Genomic DNA, 18,776 nt, shown 5'->3' with positions numbered 1-18,776 from the left:
CATAAACATGACCAAGCCTGCCATCAGCCGCTTTCCTGTCCCCGAAATCTCGGATCTGCCGGACGATATCCGTAACCGCATTCTGGCGGTACAGGAAAAATCGGGCTTCGTGCCCAACGTCTTTCTGACGCTTGCGCATCGACCTGAGGAGTTTCGGGCGTTCTTCGCCTATCACGACGCCTTGATGGACAAGCCCGGTCCGCTCTCGAAGGCTGAACGCGAGATGATCGTGGTCGCCACCAGCAATGCCAACCAGTGCCAGTATTGCGTGGTGGCCCATGGCGCCATCCTTCGCATCCGTGCGAAAAACCCGCAGATCGCGGACCAGGTGGCGGTCAACTACCGCAAGGCCGACATCACCCCGCGGCAAAAGGCGATGCTCGACTTTGCCATGAAAGTTTCGATGCAGGCCTACGAGGTCGGCAATGCCGACATCGAAACACTGAAGCGCCATGACTTTACCGAGGAAGACGCGTGGGATATCGCCGCCATCGCTGCATTCTTCGGCATGTCCAACCGACTGGCAAACGTTACCAGCATGCGGCCGAACGACGAGTTCTTTGCCATGGGGCGCTGAAGCGCTTCGATCAGGATGAGGCGACAACTCCGGTGGCCCAGACGAGCTACGGTGATGCATTTCGAGGAAGTACGCCATGGTGAAGTCCTACGATTCAGACGTCGAGCTTCGACAATCCATCATCGACGCGTGTCGCGAGATGTCGGCTCAGGGTATCAACCAGGGCACGTCTGGTAATATCAGCGTTCGGACTGAGGACGGCATCCTGCTCACTCCGTCGGGTGTTCCTTATGACCGCATGCGGCCGGAGGACATCGTCGCCATGAAATGGGATGGCTCGTGGACGGCGTCGCCGGGCCACGTGCCCTCGACGGAGTGGCGCTTTCACCTCGACATCCTCAAGTCGAAACCCGAAGCGAACGCCGTCGTTCATGCGCATCCGATCTTCTGCACGATCATCGCAATCATGAACCGTTCGATTCCGGCCATCCACTACATGATCGCGGCGGCCGGCGGTAACGACATCCCATGCGCACCATATGCCCAATACGGCACCGAGGAGCTGTCACGCGCGGCCCTGGACGCGCTTCGTTATCGCCGCGCCTGCCTGTTGGCCCATCACGGGCTGATCGCGATCGGTCTGAACCTGCGCAAGGCCCTGTGGCTCGCGGTGGAGGTCGAAGTGCTCGCCAAGCAATATCACGGCTGCCTGCAGCTCGGCGAACCGCCGCTGCTGCCGGACGAAGAGATCGACAGCATCCTCAGGCGATGGGGGCAATATGGTTTGCGTGACAGCGACGGCGCCCAAAAGACCTCGGCGCATTCAAATTAACAACTCGGCACCAACAACTGCGAGACATGCCTCATGGCACACCGACACGACGTCAGCGTCTGCGGCACCTACATTCTGGATATTCTGGGCGTTCCGGTCACGGAAATCCCGGCCGGCGGCGGTCGGGCGCTGATCGATGAAATACGACTGACCGTCGCCGGCACCGCCGGTGGAACGGTTGTGCCATGCGCACGACTTGGCCTGAACGCTCGCGCAGTTGGCGCGGTGGGCACCGACGAGAAGGCCGACTGGGTGCTGAATGCAATGGAGCGCGAGGGCATCGATATCTCCGTCATGGAGCGGATGCCCGGCGCCCCGACGTCAGCGACGATCCTGCCCATCCGTCCCGACGGATCGCGTCCGGTCTTGCATGCGAGGGGCGCTTCTGCTCGCTGGCGCATCTCGTCCGAGGCGCAGAAGGCCGCCTGCCAGAGCAAAGTGCTGCACCTTGGCGGCGTTGGCTCTCTGCTGGCGATGGACGGCGCTCCGTCGGTGGCACTGCTGCGGGACGCCAAGGCTGCCGGCTGCATCACGACGCTGGACCTGATCCAGGCACGAAGCGAGACGTTGGCGCTGGTCGAACCGCTGCTGCCCTATGTGGACTTTTTCATGCCAAGCATCGACGAGACCCACGCCATGGTCGGAACCGACGATCCCGTGGCTTGTGCGCGAATCTTCATCGACAAGGGCGCCGGCGCCTGTGCCATCTCGCTGGGAGAGAACGGATCCTTCGTCATGGCCCGCGAAGGGCGGCAGTTCACATTGCCGGCATTCGAGGTGGCGGTGCGCGACACATCCGGCTGCGGCGACTCCTATACCGGTGGCTTCATCGCCGGACTGGTCCGCGACTGGGATCTGCTCGACTGCGCAAAGCTGGCGACAGCAACGGCCGCGATCGTCGCAACGGGCCTGGGCTCCGGTGCCAATCTCGTGTCGTTCGAAGACACGATCCACGCGATGAATACTCTGCCCGTCCGAGGCGCCGCTCGCTCTTAGTCCATCGACATCACGTTTATTGAAACAGGAACACAACATGACCAGACATGCCATCGTGACAGGGGCCAGCCGCGGCATCGGGCGCGCGATTGCCATCGGATTGGCCAATCGGGGCTACAGCCTCGCGTTGAACGACATCCCGGCCCAAGAGGCGGTTCTGCTGGAGACCATCGCTGAGGTGAAGAAACTGGGCGGACAATGCATCCCCGTCCTGGCCGATGTCAGCAATATCGGAGACTGTCAGCGCGCGGTATCCGAGGCAGTACAGGGTCTTGGACATATCGACGTTCTCGTCAACAATGCGGGGATCCTGAGATTGGCAATGATCGACGAATTGACACCGGAGATCTGGGATCAGACCTTTGCCGTCAACGTTCGCGGCGTCTTCCAGATGACCCAGGCCGTCGCGGCGCATATGAAGGAGCGCCGCTATGGACGCATCGTCAACATAGCATCCCTCGCCGCACGCACAGGCGGTCCAGGGCAGTCACACTATGCCGCATCAAAATCCGCCGTGGTCGGCTTTACGCGCGTCACGTCCATGGAGTTTGGCGGCCACGGAATTACCGTCAATGCCGTATGTCCCGGCATCATCCTGACGGAGATGGGTCGCAACAATTTGCGCGATCCGGAACGGGTGACGTATTTCGAAAAGATCACCGACCTGCATCGACTCGGCGAGCCGGAAGACGTTGTTGGTCCCGTCGCATTCTTTGCTTCGGACGACTCGGCATTTGTAACTGGCCAGGCACTCAACGTGGATGGCGGAATATTCTATAGTTAGTCGATATCCTCGGACGGTCGGGAATCACAGCGGCCGATACTCAGGTGGGGGCCAACATTTCTAGAGACTCGATCCGCGTGCGATCGGCATGAGCGGAGACGTTGATCGGAAACCTGTACACGCCCTCTGCTCGCTTTGGCGTGACCGTTGCATCCCATACGCGACTATACGCTTTGCGTCGATTGTGTTGATTCTGTCTGCGGTTGATCAAGGCTGGCCAGTTTGATTCCATCCTTCTGTGTTTTGCGGTCAAATCGACCCGAATGATCGTTACGGACATTCGGTGAGGAGTCCGGGCCAGAGCATTGGGGCCACTGGCTAAGCCAGTCCATTCCTCTGCAACTTGGCCGAAGGTGAAAGATCGACCTTTGCCGTCATACAGTCCTTGAGGCGCTCAGTCGCGATCTCGTCAATCCGAAAACGGCGAAAATCAAAGCAATGCCTGAAGCGATCGCTCGCACTTGATTCCAGAATTGCCATCGCCCTGAATAGCTGTCCCAAACCTCCCGAGCGGCATTAACGTCTGCCGGAACAGGCGTCACCGCCAACGTCTCGTTCATGGGAACGTTCACTGCCATCGTGAGGAAAAGGCCGAAAGCCATATAGACCGCAGCCGCGGCTAGGAACCACAACGCAGCCAAGATTTGACCGGCAAAGCGCATTGCGGCCGCCGTGAAAACCAAAACTACCGGTGTCAGGAAAAATGCAGGAAAGAACACCGCGTTGCGCACTGAGGCATTCATCGCCTGCATGGCAGCGATTGCGACACGGGGATCCGCCTGATCGAGCCCCCACATCGTCGAGCAGACCCAAGCATAGAAGGATCCGAAAATCGCGCCGCAAAAGACGATTGACGCGATCGACAGCGCCAGGAGCATTCTCGACATTGCAGGCCTCGCTTAGGGCCGATCGTTCTGTTCTCACGACCAATGCAAACCACCAATAGGAAAAATCATCCGCAGAGCGCGTGACCTTTGTCAAAACTACAGTGGTTATGGGTGATGGGTAAGATACGAGATTTACGCTCTTGGCACTTTTCGGGAAATTCGGACATCGGCACTGAGCGTTTCAGGATTGGACGATAGAGCGCGTCGATTGCCGCTTGTGTACCTCTTGCGGAAGATCTTTCCGCTTGCGGCTGGGCGTTTCAAAACCGCGGTGTTGGCGGTGCCCGGCGTAGATTGAAAGGGTTGCCCAATATTACGGAATTACGACCGAGCCCCTAAGTAGAAGCAAAGCCCCCAAGTAAAAATACGAGAGGACAAATCGTGGTGCTCTTGGTAACGCGCGACGCCAACCGATTTCGATCCAGGCCGTCGTGCTCACCTTGAATCCGAAATGAATCATAATCATTGAAGGAATTGCCAGCCACAATGAAGCGCCATACGAGCGTTGGTAATCGACTGTTAGCTGGGCTGCCGTCAGCGGACCTTGGTTTACTCGCCCCTTACTTCGAGCAAATATCGCTCAAACGAGACGCGGTGCTGGTGCGATCGGAGTGACAAGGTCTATTTTCCGCACAGCGGGACGATTTCGTTCATGCTCGAAATGCCGAACGGAGAAACAGTAGCAACCTCCGTCATCGGGCCTGAGGGAGCGGTGGGCATGCGGTCAGTGCTCGGGCCCTCGCATTCTCCTACCACGGCGGTCGTGCGCGTGCCGGGGATCGCATCGCAGATCTCCGCATCAAGGTTTCATGCAGCCTTCGGTCAGAGCAGCCTCATCAAACAGGCGGTCCAGACCCACACAAGGGCAGTGTTGATGCAGCTTCAGCATGTGGCCGCCTGCAACGCGCTGCATCCTGTCGAAGCCCGCATGGCCCGATGGTTGCTCCACATTCACGATAGGATCGACGCTGATGCTATATTGCTAACGCAGGAAGCGCTTTCAGAGTTGCTTGGAGTACGACGAACGACAGTGACGCTGATTATGCGCAAACTACGGGCGTCGGGTGCTGTACGACCCGGCCGGCGGGGCTTGGTCGAGATTGACAGACCGCGGCTCGAAGGAGCGGCATGTGAGTGCTACAAGGTCATGAGCTGCCAATATCACCAGATTTTTTCCGCTGGATACAGCGAAGCTTCGCAGTTAGGCCGCTCCGGCAACCAAAACTCCGGCGATCTACATTCCGTTTTGGCCGAATAGGAATCCACGATCGTTCTTCGTAAAAACGATGCATCGCCTCCCGAGTAGGCTCCACCTGCCGCGATCCCCAGAAGAGCGACTACCGCCTTGCTCCGCATGGCTTCATTCAGCCGAGTGCCGGATGATTTGGCAATTACCCATTGGCAGGGGTTCCGTCTCCAAGAGAACGACGGAAAACGCATTGATTGTTCGATGTCCGTGTTCTGCCTTATGCCTACTTTGCCGGTCCGGATTGCGCGATCACCGAATCCAGCGGGTAGACAACAGGAGAAATAGCGCCCGATTCCCCCTGTAGTTGGCCGCCGGTCGGGTGCTTTCATAACCGCCCATAATCGTGGCCCCATAGCGGTCACAGACCCGCCATTCCCACTTGGTCGGGCTTCGCCTGGTAATCAACACTTCCAACACGGTCGCGTCCCGCATCCCCAGTTGCGTACCATCAAGATTACCAATGGGCCTCAAGGTGTCGGTTCGCTTTTAGACTCTCAGCCGTAGTTTGGTGAAAGGAGTGTTTGAAACAGTGTTTGAAACACAGCGTGTCTAGCGATGTCTTAGCGACCCTTCCGGTGGGCAAGCCACAGCTCCTACTTGAGCACCCGCTACACCATGGTGGTATCGATACCCGAGCTGCTGAGCGATCCTGAGGATGCCATCACGGCTGGCCTGCAGTTCGACAATTCGCGCCTCTACAGCGGGCTTGACCCGATTCGGCCGAGCTTGGCCCATGCGTCCTAGCGCCCGTGAATAATAGCGCCTGTTTGATGCGGTGAAGGAGTCCAATGATCGCGCCATGTCGCAAGCAGCCGTCCTGATGGCTTTGCCTCGTTTTCGGTGACCGACGGTCGACGCAAGGACTACCTGGCCAGCGCGACGTCCTTGAACGCAGCCACCAGGGCCGTTTCCAATTTTCCCTGAATCCTGGAAAGGATGCCGTATGCCTCCGCCCCAGGGCATGGTCGGCTTGTATTGCCGGTGCTCAATCAGCGCGGCGAAGATGTCGGAAATGGTCAGCATTCGGACGATGTCGGTGATACTCTCGGCGCAGAGCGCATCCGGGTATCCGCTGCCATCGAGATACTCGTGATGATGCCGGACAGCATCCAGGGCCTCGGCGGAAATACCGGTCTGGGCTTTGAGGAACTCGTATCCTGCCACCGGATGGCTCTCGATAAGTGCGCGCTCCTCGGCGTTCAGCCGTCCGGGCTTGTCCAGGATCGCCCGATATCATGAAACATGGCGGCGGAGCACAGCCGGTCAAGATCGGTTCGCCGTAGTCCCAGGCTAAGTCCAAAGTCGATGGCCACGCCGGTTACGAGGAGGCAATGCTGGTAGGTCCCCTCGTGATGGCGCCGCACGGTCGTGAGCCATTCAGTGAGCCCGTGCTCTGTGATGCGATCGGCGATTTTCCTGCCAGCTTCTTTCGTCCCGATCACATCTATCGGCTCGCCCAACGACACCGCGGTGAACATCGATCCAATGGCGGCAGCGGCGACGTCAACCGCGTTGTCTTGCTGCGGCGCGCCGGTTGGCGAGGAGCATTCTGGGGCTGCCGGATCGGCCAACGCAGCGAGCAATTTGGACCGGTTGATTGTGCCCGTTAGGGCGAGCGTGGCTCCCAGGGCATAGGCCTGCGAGATGCAGACGTGGGACGGCTCTTCGACAAGGAATATGCGTTTTGGCACCTTGGCCATGCGTGCACTCCTCTTCTTGAGAGCCGCGATGTTTTCGACGACACGTAGATCGGCCCGGACAACCACCGCATGAGACTCCTGCGAGAGCTTTGCGTCGACGTCGAGCCGTTCCGCTGCTACGCGAAATCTGCGGTCAAGAATGCCGCAAAGGTGGGACAACTTGGCGGCATCATCCGCCAGAACATGCACAAACATGCGGGTCGTCTCCGTTGAGCGACTTACTTGCGCGTCTTCATGCCCAAAACGAGCCCCGATCCTCAGGGGGCTCGTTCAACCATATCAGCGCCTCCCGCAACTCCAGGAATACGACTCGCTCTTTTGCGGTTGATGATACCTCTCCGCCGGAGAGGTAGAGGAGGAAGCCCTTACCCTCGTCATGAAACAGAGCTTCTTTGGCCTCAAAAACTGCGAGAGAGGGGACATCGATGAAGGAGATCGTTCGCGAAGAGACTAGCTGCATGTGAATCGCTCGTCATCCTGGTCCTGCAAGATTGACTTATTGCGCACGAGCGGGATGGTCATTCTTGCCCGGGTGCTTTTTTGTCTTCTCGGTGACGAACCGCACGCCTACCTGTGACCCGTTGACCCAGACCAACTCGCACCGGCGAAAGGTGCCAACAGTGGAGGTCGCGGGTCGCCGCCCAATCGATGAAATCGCTGGTACCGCGAGATCGGACAGCGCGTTATTCTGGAAGGCCGGCTTTGCGGAAACCGTCGATAAAGATCTGATCATGCCGTCGGCCGCTACGAGCTACCCATTCAGAAATGCGAAAATCGGGTTCGAGTTCGAGCAAACAGGCCGCTGCCTTCCTCGCTTCTGCTTCGCGTCCCAGATGAGCCAGGGCCGTCGTGAGGCAGCGATAGGACGCCGCAAAAGTCTGGTTCTGGCTAAGAGCCTTCTTGACCGCGGCAACCGCCTCATCGAAACGACCAAGATCGATGAATGTAACGCCCATTTCTGTAAGCCTTAGAAATAGCAACGGGTCAAATGGGCTTAGTCGAATGGCGCGCTCAAAGCTGCGGATCGCCTCTTCGGGCTGCCCCGCTACTCGGTAAGTCCAACCTCGCTGGCCCCACGCGAAGGCTGCATTGGGATTCAGGGCGACCGCACGGTCCACCATCTCCCTTGCAGTATCGAAATCGCCAGACCAGGCCGCTGCGTAGCCAAGCATGCTCAATGCCAAGTGGTCGTTCCCATCGATGCTGAGTGCCAACCGGAGAAGCCGCAATCCTTCGGCAGTTTCCGACTTCGGATCGGTCGCCCACCCCTGAGTGACATTTTGGAGGTGACCACTTCCTGCAAGGGTTGCAGCAAAGCCATACTGAGGGTCAATCTCCAATGCGCGAGAGACAAGCCGAAGGGCCTCGGCCGATCCGCCCCGAGTAAATGAATAGAGATGCGGTATTGCTCGAAGACAAAGGTCGTAAGCGCTGAGGTTTTTCGGCCGACGCGCGGCCAAATCGATTTCGGTTTGAAACATTTTTGGTTCAATGGCAGAGACGACACTTTCGGTCATCCGATCCTGTAGAGCGAAGATATCGCTCAGATCACCTTCGAATCGATCGGCCCAAAGGTGCAACCCGGTGGCGGCATCAATCAACTGGCCGATGATGCGGACTTTTCCGGCTGCCTTGCGCACACTCCCTTCAAGCACGTAGCGGACGCCGAGTTCGCGTCCGACCTGCTTAATGTCGACGGCTTTTCCCTTGTAGGTAAAACTCGAATTGCGCGAGATCACGAATAGAGGTTTGAACCGTGACAACGCAGTGGTGATTTCGTCCACCATGCCATCAGCGAAGTAATCCTGATCGGGATCACCACTCATATTCTGGAACGGCAACACCGCGATGGAAGGCCGATCAGGAAGAGCAAGCTGTTCAGCGTTATCAACGAGCAGGCGATTCGGCAGATCTATCCCGGTGCAACCTTTTGGAACGCACCAGACCCGCATCGGTTCGGCGATATTCTTCAAAGAATGCGAACCCATGTCCTCAAAGGTGCTATTTACTTTGCCCCGAACTTGCCGGTGTGCATCGTCGGAAATGCTGATGCCGCCAGGCTCTGCGATCCCTTCGAGACGGACTGCAATATTGACCCCATCACCAAAGATATCATCGTCTTCAATGATGATATCGCCGACGTGAATGCCGATGCGAAATTCAATCCGTTTGTCCTGCGGTACATCGGAATTTTGTTTGGCCATGCCGCGCTGAATTTCGACAGCGCAGCGTACGGCGTCTACGACGCTCGCGAACTCAATGAGAGCGCCGTCCCCGGTGTTCTTGACGATGCGCCCGCGATGATCAGCAATTTTGGGATCGAAAAGCGTCTTTCTCAGAGCTTTCAGTTGCGCCAGCGCGCCTTCTTCATCGACCCCTATGAGGCGGCAAGAGCCCGCGACATCCGCCGCCAAAATGGCTGCCAGTCGCCGCTCTACATGCTCTCTGCTCAAGGTGCTCCCCCATGCTCGGGGAAAAAGATCATATAGCAGAATTTTGGGTCGATGTCCGGCTAGGCTCACCGCGAAATGGGTCAATCGCGTCGGCTTGCTGATATCCGAGCCACTTCCGCTTTAATCCCTCATAGCCGACGTTCGCCGGCAGGATCGGCAGGTCCGAAAAGTGCCGGCCAAGCCGGACCGACCCGGATTAGCAGTTCCTCCGGTTTCGCCATCGCCCGCGATCATGTATTCGGCTAGGATCTCCGTCGGACGCTACTTACTCGCTCATCAACAACGTCATCAGTTGGATGCGCTCAGGTCCTTTCAGCCAATTCCTAATGCCGCCACCGACCCTCGGAATCATCGGCCATTCTTATGGGGCACTCTACGGCGGGCAATTGGCTTTCACAATCCCAGCCACCGCCTACGTGTCGCTGGGGGGGTGTTTGGGAGAGTTGGGCAATCTCCAGTGCGCCGCGGCCTCTCGATACGCTCAGGGTGCCAAAGTTGATCGCCTGGGGAACGCGAACCCAGGATCTAGTGGAAGTCCACGCCAACGCATCGGGGTACTGGGATGCTCTCATTGAGCCGAAGTACGGGCTAATTTTGCGCGATGGCGCGCATTGGGACTACGTCCCGGCACCAGACACGGACTGCGACGGATTGGAAGGCCCATGCCATCTGGTTGCCGATATTGCTGCCGACGTTGGCGCGTTGTTTCTCTCCAAATACATGCCCCCAGAGGAATTCGGCACATCCTTCCCGGGCTCCATTCCCGACGACCTAATCGTTACCTCGTGCGACAGGATGCTTCATTCACCCTGGTGTTCGTCCAGAGCAGCGGCGTACCAAAGGCTATTGAATCCTTCTTCGATCGCCCAGCCGACGTTCCTACCGCGCGATCTAAGCTTGTCGAGACGCTCAAGGTAGATCATACGCTCGGCAGGAGCTAGGCTTGATACGATTTCGAGGGACCGTTCGTACATGCGGATCAAAGCAGCAAAATAGCCTTCATCTTCCGTGTTGTAGGAGTCTAGAAAGCCGAATGCCTCCTCGCAATAAAATATCGACAGTTCCGCTATTCCATCCGAGCGCCCGATGGCTTTCTTGTAATCCGCAATCGCCTTCTTGGCTTTCGAAACCGATACCGACTGGCCTTTCATTAGGTCCGGGGATATCCATCTCGAAATACTCGCCTTGAAGGGCTGGAGCTGATCATGACCCAAGCCCAAGCGGGCGTGCAAGAATGCCTGGTTGTCTTTGCTCGCAGTATAGAGGTCTTGCACTAGTCCCCGAAGGCCCGCGCGATCGAAATCTAGGAGCGCGGCCTTAACGTCGCCCCAAGTTGGTGACGCATTCTTGCTACGGACCACGGCCACGAACCCTTCAAAGATGTTGAACGAGCTTCTCGGGTGCTAAAGATACACGACTTACGCAAAAGGAGCAGATTGGCCGGGTCAAGGATGCCTAACCAGTGGCACATGCTCTCCTCCTCTGTAACCGAGGAGTATGACCATGCAGAATCAAGTAAATGCTGCGCTGACGCCTGATAAACGCCTGCCCTGGAACAAGGGAAAGCTGACAGGGGCAAAGCCACCGCTGCGACCCAAACACGTCTGGTCAATCCGGACGAAACTCCAGATCGAAGGCCGCACTCGCGACCTCGCCATGTTCAATCTGGCGATAGACAGTAAGCTTCGCGGCTGTGATGTTGTCGCCATCCGAGTCGAGGATGTTGCTGCCGGCGGGTACACGGCGGATCGCGCAACTGTCCGCCAAAAGAAAACCGGACGGCCTGTCAGATTTGAATTGAGCGAGCAGACTCGCCAGGCAGTCGATGACTATCTAAAGGCCGCCAACAAAAGGCCTGGTGAGTTCTTATTCACGGCTCGTGGTGGTCCTAACCGCAACATGACAACGCGCCAATATGCCCGGCTCGTGTCGGAGTGGATCGGAAGCATTGGACTGGACTCAAGGCTGTTCGGGACGCATTCATTACGACGAACGAAAGCTACCCTGATCTACCAGCGGACTGGTAATCTCAGGGCCGTCCAGCTTCTGCTTGGGCATACCAAGATCGAAAGCACGGTCCGGTATCTCGGCATTGAGGTCGATGACGCCCTGGCAATAGCGGAACAAGTGGATGTCTGAAGTACCCGGGCAGAGCGGACATGCTCTGCCCGCCTTCTCACCGCCGGTTTGGGCCAGAAGCGGGCTATTCGCTTTGCGTTGGGGCAAGGCACGCCAGAAATTGCAATTTCGGCCAGTGTAGATGCAGCTCCTGCGGCCGTAAAGACCGCCCGAACCTCCCCGGTTATGCTTGTCTCTCGCTTGACGATCAACGTCGCCTGAAAGAGTTTGCGCGCGACACCACCGGCAAAGGCGATTTTTTTCGAGAATGCAGGACGTAGTCGTTGCGGCTACTATAGGACGGGATTTCGGGTGAAACAGTCATCCCACAAAGGTGCAGCGCTTGCTGGAACGATTGAACTCGGCGACCTGAAGGTTAACCGATTGGGCTTCGGCGCGATGCGTCTGTGCGGGGATTATGCCTGGGGAAGACCAAGGGATCGACAGCACGTCAATCGGGTTCTGCATCGAGCGGTCGAGCTTGGCGTTAATCTTATTGACACTGCGGATAGTTATGGCCCCGAAGCGAATGAGTTATTGATATCGCAGGCGCTGTATCCCTACCCGCCGGGTTTGGTTATTGCCACGAAAGGCGGGTTGGTGAGACCAAACCGCGGATCTTGGGTCCCGGACGGTCGCCCCGACCGTTTGCGGCGGGCGATTGAAGGCAGTTTGCAGCGCTTGCGGCTGGATCGCATCGATTTGTACCAATTCCATGCGCCTGACCCCAATGTGCCATTCACAGAATCGGTTGGAGCGCTGGCGGATCTGCAGCGCTTGGGCAAAATTCGCCATATAGGCGTCTCGAACGTCACGGTTGCCCAGCTCGAGGTCGCGCGCTCCATCACACCAATCGTGTCGGTTCAGAACGAGTACAATCTACGAGACCAAACCAGCGAAGATGTACTCTCCGCCTGCGAGCGTCTCGGAATTGCTTTTCTGCCCTGGTACCCCTTGGGCGGGAAGCGTGGCCTAAGGGCACAGAGGATAAAGGTAGTCGCCTCGCGTCGCGGCCTCACGCACGCTGCCCTGTCCCTCGCGTGGTTGCTCGCTAAATCACCTGTTATGCTGCCAATCCCGGGCACTCGATCCATCGATCATCTGGAAGATAATGTGCTTGCGGCCGCCCTCAAGCTTGAGCCGGAAGACCTCGACGATTTGGGATGAAGGCGCGGCCAAGTAAGTCGTGCCGTCCGATTATTCGGGTCGGTAGACGACATCCGCTTACGTCAGTGACGTCCGCTTCGGGTCTTGGCCGTGTAAAAACACCCTTCCCAGGGAAGTTTGTGAGAAGTCTGGACCGGTTCGGTCTCAGGCGACGATCGCAGCCATCAGCGGCTTGGTCCCGACGATGTTCATGACCCGTGTCAGGTTATAGGCCAGGACCGAGAGAGCCATCTCGGCGGCTACTTTTGGAAGCGTTTTGGTGAGGAAGTGTGTCGCCCCCATGCGGGCCTTCATCGTGCCGAACGGATGCTCGACCGTCTCGCGACGCACGCGCATGGCATGCGGGTTTGCATCAAGGCGCCGCTGCACGGCTTCGAGCAGATGCTCATGCTCCCATCGCGGAATCCGCCGCTCCGGTCCTGTCGTGCACTGAGACTTGAGCGAACAATTTTGGCAGGCGCTGGTCCAGTAACGCCTTATCCGCTTGCCATCTTCCTCGCTCGTAAAACGATATGGCAGTTGCTCCCCGGCCGGACAGCGATAGGCGTCCTCCTCCGGCAAATAGACAAAGTCCTGCTTGCCGAAGCGTCCATCCGATTTGGCGCCAGACGTCTGCGGCTTGGGCAGAGTTACTGTGATGCCGGCCTCGTGGCAGGCGAGGATCTCCGCGCTGCTGAAGTAGCCGCGATCGGCAACGGCCTCGAGCGTCTCGGTCTGTAGAACAGCCTTCGCCTGCTTGGCCATATTGGCCAGTTGTGCCCGATCTGAACCGCTGTTCGTGACCTCATGCGTCACAATCAGGTGGTGCTCGGTATCCACGGCGACCTGCACATTGTAGCCGACGACGCCGGAACCGCGGCCGCTCGTCGCCATCGAGCGGCTGTCCGGATCGGTCAGGGAGATTTGCTGGTCTGGCGAATCCAGCATCTGCTTCTCGTAAACCGCAAGCTTGCCCATTTCCTCCTTCAGCTTCGTCAGCTTCTCGGTGAGCCTTGTTACCTTTGCGGCCAGCGCCTCGCTCGGCTCCTGTCGATCGGCCGTGTCAAGCTGGCTCAGATAGCGCGCGACGCTCTCCTCAAGCTGCGCACGCCGCCGTTGCACCTTCGCCTTTGTGAAGTTCCTGTCCCGGTTGTTCACGGCCTTGAACTTGCTGCCATCGATGGCGACGCTCGCCGTCGCAAGAAGCCCCATTTCGCGGCAAAGTTCGACGAAGCGCGCACAGACCTTGCGCAGCGCCAAGCCGTTATCCTTCCGGAAGTCCGCGATCGTCTTGTGATCGGGAGCGAGCCGGCCCAGCAGCCACATCACCTCGACATTGCGTCCGGCTTCTCGTTCGAGCCGGCGGCTCGACTGCACCCGGTTCAGATAGCCGTAAATGTAAAGCTTCAGCAGAACCGAGGGATGGTACGAGGGCCGACCAGTCGCCGCCGGCTCCACTCCTTCAAAGCTCATCTCCGCCAAATCGAGCGCACCGACGAACACGTCGATGACGCGGACGGGGTTGCCCTCGTCAATGAAATCATCGAGGCACTCGGGCAGTAGCGTCCATTGCCCACGATCGGCCTCCTCAACGAAGCGCCTCATCGATCCCCCCTAGAATCACGGGAGAATCATAACAGCGGCACGGCGTTTTCACACAGCCAGGGTCAAAAGCGTCGGTTCGACCCTAGGCCGGGCACATCGGCTATACTCCGATTAACGGACATCCCGCGTTCAGCCGTCATGTCTCGAACGGGCCACAAGCGGTCATGTCCACTTCCGCCCGCTGCGCCGTTGAGGTAGCCTAACTTTCGAGCCGGGCCAGCGGGACGTGCCGAAGTCCCCCTTTGGTTGGTGGCAGGCGTCGATGCCCTCGGCGGGCATATCCACTGAGACCATCACATTTGCGGTCTATCCACGCTCCCATCGCGCGTCCGCGCCCATTTAGGCGTGCCCAATAAAGACGATCAGGGAGGAAGAGACCATGAAACTGCCCCGCCGCCAATTCTTGCTTCTCGCAACAGTGGCTACCGCGCTGCCGGCCTTGTCGCGCTTCGCTTGGGCGCAAGGCTACCCCGCCCGGCCGGTGCGCGTCGTCGTCCCATTTGCCGCCGGCGGATTTACCGACATCAGCGCTCGTCTGATAGGCCAATGGCCGTCGGAGCGTCTCGGCCAGCAATTTGTCATCGAGAACAGGCCAGGAGCAGGCAGCAATGTTGGCACGGAGCTGGTTGTGAATGCGCCGCCGGACGGATACACCCTCCTCCTGGTCGGCGCCTCGTCCGCGATCAATGCGACGCTTTATGAGAAACTCAATTTCAACTTCCTCCGCGACATCACACCCGTCTCCGGCATCAACTCGATCCCCTTCATTCTGGCGGTAAACCCATCGTTCCCAGCGAAGACGGTTTCCGAGTTCATCGCGTATGCCCGGGCCAACCCGGGTAAGGTCAACATGGCATCAGGCGGCAACGGAACGGCAGGCCATCTATCCGGTGAACTGTTCAAGCTGCTGGCCGGTCTCAACATGGTGCACGTTCCGTATCGGGGCGAGGCACCTGCACTGACTGACATGCTCGCAGGTCGGCGGGCTTCTCTCCCTTAATGATGCGATCGACATAGCTGGCCGCGCGCATATTGGCCGACCCGGTCAGGCCCATATGAGATAAGGCCGTCGCCAGCGACAAAAGCGCGGCTGGAATAAGCCGCTGGCAGCTTGTGCCGAGCCGCAAGCGCGATAATCAGATCGCGATGAATCACGGCCAAAGTGCTAGCGGTCGGAATTAGACCGCCATTCGACTGTCGCGCGAAAGCCGCGACAGCGCGCTCGGTCCCTTCGTAGTCACTCACGTTGACTGGGCTCAACTCGACCCCAAACGACGGCGCCACCGCTTGAATGGCGCCGAATTGGCCAGTCCCTGCGGGCAGCGTGGCATCCCGAAATCAATAAATCCTGTGATGTTGCTGCCGGGCCGCGGTCCGCTTTTCTGCCAGTCCGCACCGGACCAGTCGTAAAGGCGGTGCAGGATTCGCCGTTCCCCACGAGATGGTGTTGGTTTCAGGATTGTAGCGTTTAGCTTTGCGCGACTGCCGAGAATAATAAGGCACCAACTGTTGGGGCGCTGTCGTTCACGATCTGGCGCAAGCGCATAGAGTAGCGCGGTGTCAGCAATCGGCATCGACCCCCGTCGGTCCGGTCCCCGTCGGCGGCCGCCGAGACTAACAAGTGCGACGCGGCCCCGCGGGATCGAAATAAATAACCGACGGCTGTATGGGCGATTTAAAGGTCGCTTGGATCAAATGCCAATGGTGCAGCCATTTTTGAGGAGGATCGAATGCAATCGGCGCTAAAATTGCAGGAAAGGGCAAGCCTTTGCAGAACTTCGGCTCAGACCCTCGACCGTTCATTTAATTTTAATTTAATTTTTATATTCCAGTTTAATTCGCAATTTTAATGTGGTATTTTAATGGCACTTATTTAATTCAAGGCTCTGAGATCGGATCGGCTTCCGAGATTTTGACGGGCTCGTTTTGAGGGCAGGAGGTGCCCGACGACAATCGATTTGCGCTCGGCGGGGTGAACTCTTTACTCGGAGAAAAACTATGGAGCAGAAAAATTCCCATTCGACACGCATCCCAAAGTCCGGCTCAATCAGCTTCGGCCGTTCGAAAGCAGATTGCTTGATTCGCAGCATCTCCGCATACGGTGCCGCCCTTGATATTGCTGGAGATGAAAAGATTCCCGACGAATTCGCGCTGACTGTCATTCCGGACGGTGGCCCGCGCCGCTGTTCAGTCGTCTGGCGTAAAGAAAAACGTATCGCCGTCGCATTCTATTGATACGCCACCAACTCATGCGGATGCAGGTGGAAGACTAGGGCCATAAGCGCGCCGGGGGCTTTCTCGAACAGGAGCTGCGTACACGGAAGACCGGTTTTACATAACTAATCAACCCTATCTGCCGACCGTGCGTGTATCCAACCGCATCCGGCGAGATGTTAGTTTTCTTGGAAGTTACCCAAACGGCTTTGGTCAGGCCTGTCAACAGCAGGAGAGAGCTTTGGCCGACAAACGGATGCAGCCCACCTGGGATCCGATTGCCCTTGCGGCGCAACTGCGGAATATCGCGGAACAAAACCAGCTACTGATGCAGCGCTTCGCGTCTCATCAGCCGGGCGCGATCAATTTCGAGATGGGCGGCACGTCAACGCTCAGGTTCGATTTTTTCGAGCTCATGACCAGGATGATGACCGACCCGGTGGCTGTCGCCCGCGCCCAGATCGACCTATTCTACAACTCTCTAGGTATCTGGCAGAAAATGGCGGAACGCATGCTCATGCTGCGTGCACGCGAAGCCGATGCCCCGAAAGACAAACGGTTCAGGCATCCGGACTGGAGCGAGAATGCTATCTTCGACTTTGTGAAGGACAGTTATCTCGTTGCTGCCAAGTCGATTCTTTCTGCTATCCGCGAAGTCAAAGGCATGGACGAGGCCTCTGCTCGCAGGGTCGATTTCTACACGCGCCAGTTCGTTGATGCCTTGTCGCCTTCCAATTTCGTCATCACCAATCCGGAGGTCCTCAGCGCAACCCTGGAATCCGGCGGACAGAACCTACTGCGTGGTTTGCAGAACCTTCTTGCCGATCTGGAGCGCGGCAATGGCCGGCTTGCGATTACAATGACCGACATGAATGCTTTCCGCCTCGGCGAAGACATCGCAACGACCCCAGGAAAAATCGTCTACCAGAACGAGCTCATGCAATTGATCCAGTATACGCAGTCGACAAGAGAAGTCCGGAGGCGGCCACTGCTGATCATCCCGCCATGGATCAACAAGTTCTATGTTCTCGATCTACAGCCAAAGAACTCCTTCATCAAATGGGCCGTCGATCAGGGACATACGGTGTTCGCCATCTCCTGGGTGAATCCCGATGAGAAGCTCGCTGAAAAGGGCTTTGAAAATTACATGCTCGAGGGACCTTTGGCGGCATTGGACGCGATCGAGTCCGCGACCGGTGAGCATAACGTCAACGCAATTGGCTATTGCCTCGGCGGAACCCTGCTCGCCTCGACGGCGGCATATTCGGCCGCGAAGGGAGACGACCGGATTGCAAGCGCCACCTACTTCGCGACGCTTGTCGATTTTACCGAAGTCGGGGATATGGCCGTCTTCATCGACGAAGGGCAGCTGGCGTCTCTCGAAAGACGAATGCGCGAGCGCGGCTATCTGGAAGCGCAGGATATGGCGGCGGCGTTCAATATGTTGCGCGCCAATGACCTGATCTGGTCCTTCGTCGTCAGCAATTACCTGCTCGGCAAGGAGCAAATTCCCGTTGATCTTTTGTTCTGGAATTCCGATTCGACGCGCATGCCAGCGGCGATGCATTCGTTTTATTTGCGTAAGATGTATCAGCAAAATCTCCTGGCAAAACCCGGCGGCATCACGTTGGCGGATGCGCCGATCGATCTATCGAAAATCAGGACTCCGACCTTCATTCTGGCTACGCGCGAAGACCACATTGCGCCGTGGAAATCGACCTATGCCGCGACACGCTTGTACTCCGGGCCGATCAAATTCGTTCTAACCGATGCGGGCCATATGGCTGGCGTGATCAGCCCACCGGGCAGCAAATATGGACACTGGGCGAACGACAATTTGCCGCTCAGTCCCGACGAATGGTTCGCCGGCGCGACGTCTCATCAAGGGTCGTGGTGGCCGGTCTGGAACGAATGGGTAACGCAACTCGATTCGGACCGCGTTCCTGCGCGTGAACCTGGCGGTGGCAAGCTCACGATTATAGAAGACGCGCCGGGCTCTTACGGGCGGGTGAGATGGGCAGCGTAGAAAACAAAGTAGCGGCTTACCGATTTCTCAGACGGGTCATGAACTGGACATGCGTTGGACGGGACGGCAGGTCAAGTTTGTGCCCATTAGCGGAAGTGGCCAGGCTCACTCAATCAACCTCTTTCATCCAACGCGCAATCCTCGGCCAATACTCTTCGAGCGTCCGCTTTCCCATGAGTAGACCCGGATAATTACACGGCGCGACCTCGTGGCGGACATATTCCGGCTGCGTTCCTACCAGCCGCTCCA

Annotated in this window: 14 protein-coding genes and 2 pseudogenes; 10 read left to right on the top strand and 6 right to left on the bottom strand. The window is 57.9% G+C overall.

Annotated elements, in window-relative coordinates:
- Nucleotides 1–7 precede the first annotated feature (7 nt).
- The 4 genes from V1273_RS07535 to V1273_RS07520 all read left to right on the top strand — a co-directional run bounded on the left by V1273_RS07535 (nucleotide 8) and on the right by V1273_RS07520 (nucleotide 3,129).
- The gene (locus V1273_RS07535) at nucleotides 8–577 is read left to right on the top strand and encodes a peroxidase-related enzyme (RefSeq protein ID WP_334366978.1); all 570 of its coding nucleotides are present in this window, start codon (nucleotides 8–10) and stop codon (nucleotides 575–577) included.
- Between the two features lie 76 nt (nucleotides 578–653).
- Entirely contained in the window at nucleotides 654–1,349 is a 696-nt protein-coding gene (locus V1273_RS07530; protein WP_334366977.1) for an L-fuculose-phosphate aldolase, read from the top strand.
- 33 nt (nucleotides 1,350–1,382) lie between these two features.
- Nucleotides 1,383–2,345 carry a carbohydrate kinase family protein gene (locus tag V1273_RS07525; protein ID WP_334366976.1) on the top strand — a complete coding sequence of 321 codons (963 nt, stop codon included), beginning with the start codon at nucleotides 1,383–1,385 and terminating at the stop codon, nucleotides 2,343–2,345.
- A gap of 37 nt (nucleotides 2,346–2,382) precedes the next feature.
- Entirely contained in the window at nucleotides 2,383–3,129 is a 747-nt protein-coding gene (locus tag V1273_RS07520) for an SDR family NAD(P)-dependent oxidoreductase (RefSeq protein WP_334366975.1), read from the top strand.
- A 374-nt stretch (nucleotides 3,130–3,503) separates the two neighbouring features.
- Here the strand turns inward: V1273_RS07520 and V1273_RS07515 are convergent, their stop codons facing one another.
- Nucleotides 3,504–4,016 (bottom strand): anthrone oxygenase family protein, encoded by a 513-nt coding sequence (locus V1273_RS07515; protein ID WP_334366974.1) that lies wholly within the window; start codon nucleotides 4,014–4,016, stop codon nucleotides 3,504–3,506.
- Nucleotides 4,017–4,502: 486 nt separating this feature from the next.
- Here V1273_RS07515 and V1273_RS07510 point away from each other — a divergent pair.
- Nucleotides 4,503–5,274: pseudogene (locus V1273_RS07510) on the top strand (Crp/Fnr family transcriptional regulator).
- Nucleotides 5,275–6,128: 854 nt separating this feature from the next.
- Here V1273_RS07510 and V1273_RS07500 read toward each other — a convergent pair.
- From V1273_RS07500 to V1273_RS07485, 4 genes and pseudogenes are all read right to left on the bottom strand, one after another.
- A pseudogene (locus V1273_RS07500) lies at nucleotides 6,129–7,160 on the bottom strand (HD-GYP domain-containing protein).
- A 37-nt stretch (nucleotides 7,161–7,197) separates the two neighbouring features.
- Nucleotides 7,198–7,425: a hypothetical protein gene (locus tag V1273_RS07495; protein ID WP_334379341.1), complete on the bottom strand. Its 228-nt coding sequence runs from the start codon at nucleotides 7,423–7,425 to the stop codon at nucleotides 7,198–7,200.
- Nucleotides 7,426–7,648: 223 nt separating this feature from the next.
- The gene (locus V1273_RS07490) at nucleotides 7,649–9,418 is read right to left on the bottom strand and encodes an adenylate/guanylate cyclase domain-containing protein (RefSeq protein ID WP_334366971.1); all 1,770 of its coding nucleotides are present in this window, start codon (nucleotides 9,416–9,418) and stop codon (nucleotides 7,649–7,651) included.
- Between the two features lie 800 nt (nucleotides 9,419–10,218).
- Complete coding sequence (locus tag V1273_RS07485; RefSeq protein ID WP_334366970.1) at nucleotides 10,219–10,692, bottom strand: hypothetical protein; 474 nt, start codon at nucleotides 10,690–10,692, stop codon at nucleotides 10,219–10,221.
- 223 nt (nucleotides 10,693–10,915) lie between these two features.
- Here V1273_RS07485 and V1273_RS07480 point away from each other — a divergent pair, with 223 nt between their 5' ends.
- Together V1273_RS07480 and V1273_RS07475 are read left to right on the top strand one after the other, a co-directional pair.
- Nucleotides 10,916–11,557 carry a tyrosine-type recombinase/integrase gene (locus tag V1273_RS07480; RefSeq protein ID WP_442894070.1) on the top strand — a complete coding sequence of 214 codons (642 nt, stop codon included), beginning with the start codon at nucleotides 10,916–10,918 and terminating at the stop codon, nucleotides 11,555–11,557.
- Between the two features lie 291 nt (nucleotides 11,558–11,848).
- Entirely contained in the window at nucleotides 11,849–12,703 is an 855-nt protein-coding gene (locus tag V1273_RS07475) for an aldo/keto reductase (RefSeq protein ID WP_334366968.1), read from the top strand.
- A 144-nt stretch (nucleotides 12,704–12,847) separates the two neighbouring features.
- On the opposite strand, the gene V1273_RS07470 is transcribed toward V1273_RS07475, so the two are convergent.
- Nucleotides 12,848–14,287, bottom strand: coding sequence for an IS1182 family transposase (locus V1273_RS07470; protein ID WP_334409181.1), 1,440 nt, complete (start codon nucleotides 14,285–14,287; stop codon nucleotides 12,848–12,850).
- 379 nt (nucleotides 14,288–14,666) lie between these two features.
- On the opposite strand from V1273_RS07470, the gene V1273_RS07465 reads away from it, so the two are divergent.
- The 3 genes from V1273_RS07465 to V1273_RS07455 all read left to right on the top strand — a co-directional run bounded on the left by V1273_RS07465 (nucleotide 14,667) and on the right by V1273_RS07455 (nucleotide 18,527).
- Nucleotides 14,667–15,287 (top strand): Bug family tripartite tricarboxylate transporter substrate binding protein, encoded by a 621-nt coding sequence (locus V1273_RS07465; protein WP_442894069.1) that lies wholly within the window; start codon nucleotides 14,667–14,669, stop codon nucleotides 15,285–15,287.
- A 998-nt stretch (nucleotides 15,288–16,285) separates the two neighbouring features.
- Nucleotides 16,286–16,522, top strand: coding sequence for a PilZ domain-containing protein (locus tag V1273_RS07460; protein WP_334366966.1), 237 nt, complete (start codon nucleotides 16,286–16,288; stop codon nucleotides 16,520–16,522).
- A gap of 220 nt (nucleotides 16,523–16,742) precedes the next feature.
- Nucleotides 16,743–18,527 (top strand): PHA/PHB synthase family protein, encoded by a 1,785-nt coding sequence (locus tag V1273_RS07455; protein ID WP_334366965.1) that lies wholly within the window; start codon nucleotides 16,743–16,745, stop codon nucleotides 18,525–18,527.
- The last annotated feature ends 249 nt before the right edge of the window (nucleotides 18,528–18,776 follow it).

Origin of the sequence: Bradyrhizobium sp. AZCC 1721 (assembly GCF_036924715.1) — a bacterium.
GTDB lineage: Bacteria > Pseudomonadota > Alphaproteobacteria > Rhizobiales > Xanthobacteraceae > Bradyrhizobium.
The sequence above is the reverse complement of the archived record's forward strand: the minus strand, read 5'-3'. Positions and strand labels throughout refer to the sequence as shown.